Here is an 11,557-nt window from a genome sequence, read left to right on the forward strand (position 1 = left end):
GTATCTAGTCCCGCCCGTGGCGCAGGGCGCGGCCCGGCAGGGCGCCGGTATGCCGGCCGCCATCCACGACCACGGTGCCGTTGACGACCACGTAGTCAATGCCGTCGGGAAACTGGCGCGGCTCGTCGTAGGTCGCGTTGGAACGCACGCGGGCCGGGTCGAAGACGACCAGATCGGCGACGTAGCCGTCGCGCAGCAGGCCGCGGTCGCGGAGCCCCAACCGCGCCGCGGGGGCGGAAGTCATCTTGCGCACCGCTTCTTCCAACGACAGGCGCCGCTCGTCGCGGACGAACTGACCCAGCACCCGCGGGAACGATCCGTAGGTGCGGGGGGACGGCTTCAGACCGATGAACGTCGAGTCGGTGCCAACCATGCCCGCCGGGTGGGCCACGAAATGGGGGAGCGTCTCGGACCACGGCCCGGGGGTGACCTGGTTGATCCGCAGGTCCTCGGCCAGCAACAGGTCGCACAGGGCGTCGATCGGGTCGACCCCCAGCTCGCGACCGACATCCTCGAGCGTGAGGCCCTCCCAGCGTTGGTTGGCCTCGGTGGCGAAGGCACCCAGGCGGACGTCCCCCCAATCCAGCGGGGCACCGTGGGCCGGTCCGTGACGCTGGATCTCGTCGTGCAGGCGGCGGCGGATCGTGGCGTCGGCGAGTCGCTCCTTGAGCGGCCCGGGCCCGCCGGCCTGCACCCACTGCGGGACCTGGATGAGAAGCCGCGTGGAGGCCCACTCGTACGGGTAGGTGTCGAACGTCACGTCGCGACCCGCGTCCCGCGCATCGTCGACCAGCGCCAGCATCGGCTCATGACCCCCCGGATAGGTCTGCCGGTGGTAGAAGTGGGTGAGGTGGACCGGCCCGTCCGCCATCTCGCCGATCTGGAGCGCCTCGCGGAACGGGTCGAGGTAGCGGTCACCCAGATCGTATCGGACGTGGGTGTGGTAGAAGCCGCCGTGCCGCGCGGCGGCGGCCGTTAGATCGGCCAGTTCCCCCATGCTGGCGTACGACCCGGGTGGGTAATCCAGTCCGCTCGAGACCCCGTACGCGCCCTCGGCCATTCCCTCGCGCAGCATGGCTCGCATGTCGGACATGGCCATGTGATCGGCGGGGATGTCGTCCCAGCCCATGGCGCAGATCCGGAGCGCGGAGTTTCCGATCAGGAACGCGACGTTGACCGCCACCTGGCCGTCAAATCGGCCGAGGTAGCTGGCCACCGTGTCCCAGTCCAGCGCCACGTCGGGCCGCCCGTCGAGCCCCGCGTTCATCTCGACCAGGGACGCCAAGTCGGATGCCCTCGACATCGGTGCGTACGACAGGCCGTCGACGCCGATGACCTCGGTCGTCACTCCCTGGCGGACCTTGGGCTCATGGAGCGGCTCGTGCAGCAGCCACAGCCCGGAGTGTGAATGAAGGTCGATGAACCCCGGCGCCACCACCAGACCGGCGGCGTCGATCACGCGCCCGGCGGGCGGCGAGGGCTGGTCCGTATCCAGCAGGCGCAGGCGACCGTCGGCCACGGCCAGCGACCCGGCTCGACCCGGCGCTCCGCTGCCGTCCACCAGCGTCCCGCCAATGATGAGGAGGTCGGTCACGAGCCGCTGTTCGGTCTGGGCATCGGCCCTCCCTCCCGACCATGACGCGCGGCGACCAGCTCGGCCACGATGGCCAGGCCGATCTCGGCCGGCTCCCGGCCGCCCAGGTCGAGGCCGATGGGCGCGTGCAGGCGGGCCAGATGCGCGTCGTCCACGCCGGCTGCTCGAAGGCGCGCGCGACGGTCCGCCTGGGCACGCTGGCTGCCGATGGCGCCCACGTAGCCGATGTCCGCGCTCAGCGCCGCCACCAGGGCCGGCTCGTCGATCTTCGGGTCGTGGGACAGGACGACCACCGAGTCGTCGGGCCGCAGTTCGCGGGCCGCGAACGCGCGATCCGGCCAGTCGGCGATGACCTCCAGGCCCTCGAGGCGTGGCTGCTCAGCGAACAACCGCCGCGGGTCGACCACCAGCGGGGTCAGGCCCGCCCGCGCCGCAAACGCGGCCACGTGCTCGGCGATGTGGCCCGCGCCCACGATCCAGACCCGCGGCGCCGGCAGCGCACGGTCGTAGACCGCGTCGGACCCGTCGGTCGCAGCCACTGCTTCCTGACCGTCCAGGACGCGTTGCGTCCCCACCGCGGTTCCTGTGATGCCGATCTCCCGGGCCGCCGGCTTGCCTGCGGCGATCAGGGCGGTGAAGAGCTCGACCAACGAAGCGCTGTGCCCGCGCACGGGCTCGATCAGAACCTCGATGCTGCCGCCGCACATGAGACCCACTTCCAGGCCCTGGTCATCGCTGATCCCGTAGCGGCGCAGGACCGATTCCCCGCTCCGCAGCACCGCGCGGGCATGCTCGACGACATCGCCTTCCACGCAGCCCCCGCTGACCGAGCCCGCCATCTGGCCTTCGGCAGACACCGCCAGCTTGGCCCCCACCCCGCGTGGGGCCGACCCCTCGACCCGCACCACGGTCGCCAAGGCCGCGTCCTGACCCTCCTTGCGCCAGGCGCGCAGAGCCGCCAGCGCCTCGTCGATCATGGGTCCAGTATGCCGCCCATGGAGGACCGATCGGAGGTGGCCGCGGTGATCCTGGCCGCGGGCCTGGGACGACGCTTCGGCGGGCCCAAGGCGGTCGCGCGGCTGCGGGGGCGGACCCTGCTCGCGCATGTTGCTGCCCTGGCGCGGGCTGCGGGGCTGGAGCCGGTCATCGCCGTGGTTTCCGGCACCCCAGACGCCCCGGAGGGCGTCATTCCCGTGGTCAACCCGAAACCGGAGCGAGGGCTCAGCTCGTCGCTGCAGCTCGGCATCGGCGCCGTGCCTCCGGGCCAGGCGGCCGTGGTGCTGCTGGTGGACCAGCCCACCCTGGCCCCGGAGAGCATCGCGGCCGTGCTCGCCGCTCGCGGGACGCGCCCCATCCTCGCCGCCCAGTCGGGTGGCCGCCTCGCGCCGCCGGTGCTCCTCGAACCCGAGGCATTCCCCGTGGTGGCGACGCTGGCCGGTGACATCGGTCTGCGAGAGGTCTTCCACCGCAACCCCGTCCTGGTCCATGCGGTCCCCGTGCCTTCGCACGCGCCGGACATCGACACCCGACAGGACCTGGCCCGCCTGGAGGCGGGCTAGACTGCGGCCATGACCATCGAACGGGTCGGCAGCGCGGAGGTGCTCGAGGAGGAGCGGACGCTCGAGGCCACCGTTCGGCCGCGCCGCCTGGACGAGTTCGCCGGGCAGGAACGGATCAAGGAGAACTTGGCCATCCTCATCGACGCCGCGCGCCAGCGGCAGGAGCCGGTCGACCACATCCTGCTCTACGGCCCGCCGGGGCTGGGCAAGACGACCCTGGCCACCATCGTGGCCGCCGAGCTGGGGGCCCAGCTGCGAACGACGTCGGGACCGGCCATCGAGCGGGCCGGCGACCTGGCCGCCATCCTGACCGGCCTGCAGCGCGGGGACGTCCTGTTCATCGACGAGATCCATCGCCTGTCGCACGTGGTCGAGGAGGTCCTGTATCCGGCCATGGAGGACTTCGTGCTCGACATCGTGCTGGGCAAGGGCCCGGGGGCGCGGACCGTGCGGCTGCAGATCGAGCCGATCACAGTCATCGGCGCCACCACTCGGGTGGGGAGCATCACCGGACCGCTGCGCGACAGGTTCGGGGTCACCCATCGGCTGGACTACTACATCGATGCCGACCTGGTCACCATCCTCCACCGCAGCGCCGGCATCCTCGACATTCCGTTGGATGACGAAGCAGCGGAGCTCATCGCGCGCCGGAGTCGCGGCACGCCGCGGATCGCCAACCGGCTCCTCAAGCGGGTCCGCGATTACGCCCAGGTGCGGGGCGACGGGGACGGGCGGGCCACGGCCGCGGCGTCGGAGGCGGCGTTGGGGCTGCTGGACATCGACGAGCGCGGCCTGGACACCCTGGACCGCCAGCTGCTGACCGCGATTGCCGAACACCACGGGGGAGGTCCGGTGGGCCTGCAGACCATGGCGGCCACCATCAGTGAGCCGGTGGAGACGATCGAAGACGTGGTGGAGCCGTACCTCATCCAGGCCGGGCTACTGGCCCGAACGTCGCGCGGGCGACAGCTGACCCCCGGCGCCTGGGCCCATCTGGGGCTGACGCCACCCGCCGAGCCGGCCCCCGTGGGGGCCGATCAGCGGGGCCTTTTCGACTAGATTTCAGCGCCCCACATCCGCCCTCGTGGCGGCCGCTCTGCCTCGCGAAGCGACCGCGCAGAAATACCCCCGACCCGGCGTTCGACGGGGGGTAGGATCGGCCTCCGGGTCGCGTCACGCACCCAGGCCCTTGGTGCGGCGTCGGCCCCGGGAGTGAGGAGGGTCCCACCAGCGTGGAACCGTTAACTTCGTTCTTCAAATTCCAGGAACGGGGTACCACGTTCGGCACCGAGATCCGGGCCGGCATCACCACCTTCTTGGTGATGGTGTACATCGTTGCGCTCAATCCGGCGATCATCGCCGGGCCGATGGGGCTCGACCCGGTGGCCGTGGCGGCCGGGACGGCGCTGGTGGCCGGAATCATGACCCTGGCCATGGGTCTCATCACCAACTATCCGTTTGCCCTGGCAGCCGGACTCGGCCTGAATGCGGTGGTCGCCTTCTTCCTGGTCCTCGGCCTCGGGATGACGGCTGCCCAGGCGATGGGCGTGATCGTCATCGAGGGTGTGATCATCACCCTGCTGGTCGTGATCGGCCTGCGGGAGGCGATCATGAATGCGGTGCCGCTCGGCCTGAAACGTGCCATCGGCGTCGGCATCGGCCTGTTCATCCTGTTCATCGGCTTCTGGGATGGCGGACTCATCGTGGGCGTCACGCCCGAGTTCGCACCACCCCCGCCGCCCCTCACCTTCGTCTTCCCGACCACAACCGCCCACTTCGTCTTCCTGGCCGGTCTGCTGCTTACGGCCGCCCTCTGGGCCCTGAAGATCAAGGGTGCGCTGATCATCAGCATCGCGGCGACCACGGTGCTGGCCATCCTCACCGGTGTTCAGCCCCTACCAACTGAATTCACCTGGACCCCGAGCTTCAGCACTCTGGGTCTCGGTCTCCAGGACCTCGGCGGGATCTTCACGATTGAGGCCGGCGTGCTGGCCGCAATCCTGGCGATCTTCACGATCATGCTGAGCGACTTCTTCGACACCATGGGCACCGTGACCGGCGTCGCCGCCGAGGCGGGCCTGACCGAAGAAGATGGGACGGTTCCCGGCGTCGGGCGCGTCCTGTTCATTGATGGCCTCGCGGCCGCCGTCGGAGGTGCGGCCGGGGTGAGCTCGAACACCACGTATATCGAGAGCGCAGCCGGGGTAGGGGACGGCGGCCGGACCGGGATGACTTCGGTCGTCACCGGGCTGCTCTTCCTGGCGGTCATCTTCCTGGCGCCGATTGTCCAGATCATCCCGCTGGCGGCCACGGCCCCGGCCCTTGTGCTGGTCGGCTATCTGATGTTCACCCAGATCGGCGAGATCGACGCCCGAGACGTCGTCATCGGCTTCCCGGCGCTGCTGATCATGATCCTGATGCCATTGACCTTCACGATCACCATCGGTATCGGGGCCGGCATCGTCATGTGGGTCATCCTCAAAGTGGTCACCCGCACGTGGGCGGAAGTCCACTGGCTGATGTGGCTCGTCTTTGTGGCGTTCCTGCTGTACTTCGCCCAGGCGCTGATCCAGACATACCTCTGACCGTCTGGGTACCGATGGCGCCCGGCCGGGCCACCCGGCCGGGCGCTGTGTTTGCCGCTAGCCTCTGTCGGTGAACGATCCGGACCCTCGCCGCCTCCGCGTTGACGACTTTGACTACGACCTCCCGATCGAGGCCGTGGCCCAGACCCCGGCCGAGCCGCGGGACGCCAGCCGGCTCCTGATCCTCGATCGGGCGGCGTCGCGTCGCGGGGAGCCCGCGGTGACCCAGGCCAGCTTCGCGGACATTCGCAACTGGCTCCATCCCGGAGACCTGCTGGTCGTGAACGACAGCCGCGTCCTGCGAGCTCGGCTGCGGGGCCGGCGTTCCGGTGGGGGAGCGGCCGAAGTCCTCCTCCTGCGCCCGCTGCCTGATGGTCGCTGGGAGGCACTCGTCCGTCCGTCGCGTCGCCTGCGGGACGGTGCTACCGTGCGGCTCCCCACCGGAGATGAGCTCGTCATCGGCGGGTGGGTGGGGGATGGGACTCGGGCTGTCGCCTTCGCACGCGAGGCGGACACCGTCATGGCCGAGGCGGGCGAGATGCCACTCCCGCCATACATCACCGCGCGCGATGCCCCGGACGAGCGATATCAGACCGTCTATGCCGAGCCACCCGGCTCGGCCGCGGCGCCCACCGCCGGCCTCCACTTCACCCCTGCCCTCCTCGACGGGCTGGAGCGCGCTGGGATCAATCGGGCCGCGGTGACCCTCCACGTCGGGCTCGACACGTTCCAACCCCTGGACGGCACGTATGTCGACGAGCACCACATCCATCGCGAGTGGTACACGGCGCCACCGGCCACCCTCATCGCCCTCACCGCCGCCCGGGAACGGGGCGCGCGGGTCGTGGCCGTGGGCACGACGACCACCCGCGTCCTCGAGACGCTGACCCGAACCGGTGAGCCCGAGGGCTGGACGGACCTGTACCTGGTGCCGCCTCATCGGTTTTCCGCTCTCGAAGCGCTGATCACGAACTTCCATCTCCCGCGCAGCTCGCTCCTGCTCCTGGTCACGGCCTTCGTCCAGGACGGCTTGCCTGGCAGCACCCCACTCGAGGCACGCGACACGCTCCTCGCCGCCTACCACGCGGCGCTGGGGTCGGGCTATCGCTTCTACTCGTTCGGGGACGCCATGCTCATCGTCTAGCAGGCCGGCCGGTATCCTCGGCCCGTGCCGCCGCCGATCCAGTTCAGCTTCAAGCCGGGTGGCGTGGCCCGTGCCCGGCTGGGGATCTTGGAGACAGCCCACGGGACCGTCGACACGCCCCAGTTCATGCCGGTCGGCACCCAGGCCAGCGTGAAAGCGGTCACCCCCACCGACCTGCGAGCGACCGGGACGCAGATCCTGCTCGCCAACACGTACCACCTGTCGCTACGGCCGGGCGAGGATCGGATCGCGCGCCTGGGCGGCCTGCATCGGTTCATGGCCTGGGATGGACCGATCCTGACCGATTCCGGCGGGTTTCAGGTGTTCAGTCTGGGTCACCTCCGAACGGTCGATGACGATGGCGTGACCTTCGCCTCGCACCTGGACGGATCGGCGCAGCGGCTGACGCCCGAGCGCGCCATCGAGATCCAGGAGGCGCTGGGGAGCGACATTGCCATGGTCCTCGATCACCTCGTCGGATCCGGCTCTTCGACCGAAGCCGTCCGGGATGCGATGGAGCGCACCCATGGATGGGCCGGCCGCTCACTCGAGGCCCGCAGTCGGGCGGACCAGGCCGTGTTCGGGATCGTGCAGGGCGGCGTTGACCGCAGCTTGCGGGCCGAATCCGCGCGAGCCATCGCCGCCTTGCCGTTCGAAGGCATCGCCATCGGCGGCTTGTCGGTGGGGGAGTCGAAAGCCGAGATGGCAGACGCGCTGGAGGTCGTGGCCGGCGTCCTGGGCGACGATCCGCGCCCGCGCTACCTGATGGGGGTGGGGGCGCCGGACGACTTCTTCGTGGCCATCGAGCACGGGGTGGACCTGTTCGACTGCGTTCTGCCCACCCGCCTGGCTCGCCACGGCCAGCTGTGGACCTCCCACGGGCGCCTCCGGCTGGGCAACGCGGCCCTGCTGGACGACCCGCAGCCGGTGGACGACGTATGCGCGTGCGAGACCTGCCGGGATTACTCGCGGGCCTACCTCGCGCACCTGTTCCGGGCCGGCGAGCTGCTCGTCCATCGGCTCACCTCGGTCCACAACCTCACCTATACTCTCGACCTGATGCGGGCCATCCGCCAGGGGCTCCGCGATGGCGGTTATCAGGCCCTTCGCAACCGCGTGACGAGCCAGTTCGCCGCTCCGAGCGACGACCCGCAATCGACTGGTAATGGACCGATACAGGCCCACTCCGAGACTGACCTTGCCTCGGACCCCCGCCTGGACGAGTGAACGCCGATGGGAAACCGAGACCGCCCCAAGAAACAGGCCAAGCGCAGACCCAAGGACAAGGACAAGGCCCACAAGGCCGCCCCGCCCATGGTCTATGAGCCCATGACCGTGGAGGTCATCAAGCCCAGGCGCAAGCCGCGCGACGAGCCCGACGCCGGGTGACCCGCGGAGCCACCCAGGCAGACCGGAAGGAGCACGGACAACGCATGGACGCCACCGCGGCCGCCCCCAAGACTCAGGCCAACGGCGAGCGCGCCCGCGCGGTCGACGCCGCCATCCTCCAGATCGAAAAGCAGTTCGGGCAGGGCTCGATCATGCGTCTCGGGGACACGGGTGCCAAGATGGCCGTGGATGTCATCCCCACCGGGTCCATTGCGCTGGACCTGGCGACCGGCGTGGGCGGCGTCCCGCGCGGCCGGATCACCGAGATCTTCGGCCCCGAATCGAGCGGCAAGACGACGCTGGGCTACCACATCGCGGCCAACGCCCAGCGGGCGGGCGGGATCGTGGCCTTCATCGACGCCGAGCACGCCCTGGATCCCACTTACGCCCGCAACCTGGGCGTCAACGTCGATGAGCTGCTGGTCAGCCAGCCGGACACCGGGGAGCAGGCGCTCGAGATCGCCGAGACCCTGATCCGCAGCAACGGGGTGGACGCCGTGATCGTCGACTCGGTGGCTGCCCTGGTGCCCCGGGCCGAGATCGAGGGCGAGATGGGGGACTCGTTCGTCGGCCTCCAGGCGCGCCTCATGAGCCAGGCGCTGCGCAAGCTGACCGGTGCGGTGAGCCGCTCGAACACGGCCCTGATCTTCACCAACCAGCTGCGCGAGAAGATCGGCGTCATGTTCGGCAACCCGGAGACGACCCCGGGCGGGCGAGCCCTGAAGTTCTACGCCTCCATCCGGCTGGACATTCGGCGCATCGAGACTCTCAAGAACGGGACCGATGCGTTCGGCAGCCGGACCCGGGTGAAGGTCGTCAAGAACAAGGTCGCTTCGCCATTCCGGGTCGCCGAGTTCGACATCATCTACAACGAGGGCATCAGCCGCGAGGGGGGGCTGCTGGACGTTGGCATCGCGTCCGGGGTGCTGTCCAAGACCGGCGCCTGGTTCAACTACGGCGACACCCGCCTGGGGCAGGGTCGCGAGAACTCCCGCGAGTTCCTGAAGGCCAACCCGCGCATGGCCGAAACGATCGAGGACGAGATTCGCGGTCGGGTGGCAACCATCACGGTCCGCGGCCCCGCGCCCGAGGCAGAGTCCGAGACGGGAGACGGCCTGAGCGGAGCGTGAGCGGCGCCAGGGCAAAGAAGGCGGCCCGTGAGCCGCGCCCGCCACCCGACGCTGAGCAAGCTTTCGAGATTGCGGGTCGCTTCCTCGGAACGCGTCCGCGCTCGCACTGGGAGGTCGAGCAGCGGCTACGTCGCGCGGGCGCCGCGGACGGCGTCGTCCGCGCCGCCCTGAACCGGCTGGCGCGCCTCGGCCTGGTGGACGATGTCGCCTTCGCCCGGTGGTGGGTGGAGCAGCGCGACCGCCATGCGCCCCGCGGCCGGATGGCACTCGAGAGCGAGCTGCGCGCCAAGCGCGTTCCGGCCGCGGTCATCGACACGCTCCGGACCGACACCGCAGGCGACCCCGCGCTGAGCGAGGAGGAGCGCGCAGCGGCGGCGCTCGAACGGCACCTCCGCGGGCGACCGTTCCCCGAGGATGGCCGCGCCCTGCAGCGGCTCGGCATGTTCCTCGTCCGCCGCGGCTTCGGCCCGGCCACCGCCCGGGCCGTGCTCCGTCAGCGCGGTGCCGCCGAAAGTACCAAGGACCTCGGTACTCCCGGAGGGGATGGGTCTCTCCACACGGGAGGGTAGCCTCGCAGCAGGTGACGAGGCGCGTCACTGCAGGCGATGGCCTGAAAAAGGCAAACCCGCCGCGAGGTGGGGACGCAAAGCCAGGGGTCTCTTGAGGTCAATCCTCGCGAGATAGCCAGGCCGCCACAAGCCCTCGCATCATTCAGTGAAGGGAAGAATGATGCAGGCAGTCGGTTCCGCAGGCGCGGGTTGCAACGCTCGATCTGACCGAGCCGTTGACCGCGCTTTCGTCATGCCCGCCACGACACGTGGCGGCCGCGTCCTTGGGCGCGTGGCCATCCTGCTTGGCGTGTCGTGGGAGTACTTCAAGTCTGGGGACACGCCCCGCGTGCGCCGCCCGTTGCTCCCCCGACCACATCGCTTCGCGACAGTCCTGGCCAGCGTCGGTGTGCTCGTTTCAGCCGTGGCTCCCGCCGCGTCCCTGGGCGCGGCCTACGATCCAGCCACCGATCCGTACTCGATGGCGAACACCACCAGCTGGATCGGTGCCGCCTCCTGGTGGCAGGCCGGATACACGGGGGCAGGAATCGATGTCGCGGTCATCGACACCGGCGTCAGCCCGGTCGAGGGACTCGCGACCCCCGGCAAAGTCCTGTACGGCCCTGATCTCTCCCTCGAGTCGCAGGCACCCCATCTCCGGAACCTCGACACCAATGGACACGGCACGTTCACGGCCGGTCTCATCGCCGGGAAGGATTCCGGGCTTCAACAGCCGTACGCCGCCGCCTCGCCATCGCTCTACCGCGGAATGGCGCCCGATGCCCGAATCGTGAGTATCAAGGTCGGCGTGGCCGATGGGGGGGTGGACGTCTCGCAGGTGATCGCGGCCATCGACTGGGTGGTCCAGAACCGTAACTCCGACGGGCTGAACATCCGCGTCCTCAACATCGCCTATGGGACGAACACGACACAGTCATATCTCGTTGACCCTCTCGCCTACGCCACGGAGCAGGCCTGGAAGCATGGCATCGTGGTCGTCGCGGCCGCCGGCAACAGCGGCTATCAGCGAGGATCTGGTGCACCAGGCCTCGCGAACCCTGCCTACGACCCATACACGATCGCAGTCGGCGGGTCGGATTCGATGGGCACGTCGGCCCTGTGGGACGACACGATTGCCAGCTACTCGGCGGTCGCGGCCAATGGGAACACGCGGAAGCCTGACGTCGTCGCATTCGGGTCGCACATGCAGGGACTGCGGGTCCCGAACTCGTATCTCGACATGACCTACCCGGGCGGGATCATCGACAGCCGCTACTTCCGGGGCAGTGGGACCAGCCAGTCAGCCGCGATCACCTCCGGAGCGGTGGCCCTCATTCTCCAGAAGTATCCGGCGATGCCGCCAGATCAGGTGCGTGCGTTCCTGAGCGCAAACGCGGTTTCACTGAGCGTCACTCCACGACTCCAGGGCAAGGGCGAGATCGACCTCCAGCCGATGCTGAGCGCGTCTCTTCCTTTGGGCTTCGGCACCTGGGACGTTGCCTCCACCGGCGTCGGATCCCTCGAGCTGTCTCGCGGTACCGACCACGTGACGGACGACGGCGTGATTCTCACCGGAGAGCAGGACATCTTCGGGCACGCATTCGACGC

General features: G+C 69.6%; 11 protein-coding genes and 1 riboswitch. Of the genes, 9 read left to right on the forward strand and 2 right to left on the reverse strand.

Annotated features, from left to right (window positions below; all coding sequences use genetic code 11):
- Window positions 1–4: 4 nt before the first annotated feature.
- Together AABM41_04880 and AABM41_04885 are read right to left on the reverse strand one after the other, a co-directional pair.
- Window positions 5–1,594: an amidohydrolase family protein gene (locus AABM41_04880; GenBank protein MEK6191646.1), complete on the reverse strand. Its 1,590-nt coding sequence runs from the start codon at window positions 1,592–1,594 to the stop codon at window positions 5–7.
- On the reverse strand, window positions 1,591–2,571 hold the full coding sequence (locus AABM41_04885; GenBank protein MEK6191647.1) for an XdhC family protein: 981 nt from the start codon (window positions 2,569–2,571) through the stop codon (window positions 1,591–1,593). The genes AABM41_04880 and AABM41_04885 overlap by 4 nt, the downstream gene beginning before the upstream one ends.
- A gap of 9 nt (window positions 2,572–2,580) precedes the next feature.
- Here AABM41_04885 and AABM41_04890 point away from each other — a divergent pair, with 9 nt between their 5' ends.
- The 9 genes from AABM41_04890 to AABM41_04930 all read left to right on the forward strand — a co-directional run.
- On the forward strand, window positions 2,581–3,153 hold the full coding sequence (locus AABM41_04890) for a nucleotidyltransferase family protein (protein MEK6191648.1): 573 nt from the start codon (window positions 2,581–2,583) through the stop codon (window positions 3,151–3,153).
- A gap of 9 nt (window positions 3,154–3,162) precedes the next feature.
- On the forward strand, window positions 3,163–4,212 hold the full coding sequence (gene ruvB / locus AABM41_04895; GenBank protein ID MEK6191649.1) for a Holliday junction branch migration DNA helicase RuvB: 1,050 nt from the start codon (window positions 3,163–3,165) through the stop codon (window positions 4,210–4,212).
- A gap of 173 nt (window positions 4,213–4,385) precedes the next feature.
- On the forward strand, window positions 4,386–5,738 hold the full coding sequence (locus AABM41_04900) for an NCS2 family permease (GenBank protein MEK6191650.1): 1,353 nt from the start codon (window positions 4,386–4,388) through the stop codon (window positions 5,736–5,738).
- A gap of 70 nt (window positions 5,739–5,808) precedes the next feature.
- Entirely contained in the window at window positions 5,809–6,882 is a 1,074-nt protein-coding gene (gene queA / locus AABM41_04905; protein ID MEK6191651.1) for a tRNA preQ1(34) S-adenosylmethionine ribosyltransferase-isomerase QueA, read from the forward strand.
- 24 nt (window positions 6,883–6,906) lie between these two features.
- On the forward strand, window positions 6,907–8,109 hold the full coding sequence (tgt, locus tag AABM41_04910) for a tRNA guanosine(34) transglycosylase Tgt (GenBank protein MEK6191652.1): 1,203 nt from the start codon (window positions 6,907–6,909) through the stop codon (window positions 8,107–8,109).
- A 6-nt stretch (window positions 8,110–8,115) separates the two neighbouring features.
- Window positions 8,116–8,271 carry a hypothetical protein gene (locus AABM41_04915; protein MEK6191653.1) on the forward strand — a complete coding sequence of 52 codons (156 nt, stop codon included), beginning with the start codon at window positions 8,116–8,118 and terminating at the stop codon, window positions 8,269–8,271.
- A 44-nt stretch (window positions 8,272–8,315) separates the two neighbouring features.
- The gene (gene recA / locus AABM41_04920) at window positions 8,316–9,401 is read left to right on the forward strand and encodes a recombinase RecA (GenBank protein MEK6191654.1); all 1,086 of its coding nucleotides are present in this window, start codon (window positions 8,316–8,318) and stop codon (window positions 9,399–9,401) included.
- Window positions 9,398–9,970, forward strand: coding sequence for a regulatory protein RecX (locus AABM41_04925; protein MEK6191655.1), 573 nt, complete (start codon window positions 9,398–9,400; stop codon window positions 9,968–9,970). Before recA ends, AABM41_04925 begins: the two co-directional genes overlap by 4 nt.
- A 39-nt stretch (window positions 9,971–10,009) precedes the next feature.
- Window positions 10,010–10,098: riboswitch (cyclic di-GMP riboswitch) on the forward strand.
- A gap of 104 nt (window positions 10,099–10,202) precedes the next feature.
- Window positions 10,203–11,557 (forward strand): S8 family serine peptidase (locus AABM41_04930; protein ID MEK6191656.1); only part of this gene is annotated, 1,355 nt, incomplete at its 3' end.

Source organism: Chloroflexota bacterium (assembly GCA_038040195.1).
GTDB lineage: Bacteria > Chloroflexota > Limnocylindria > QHBO01 > QHBO01 > DASTEQ01.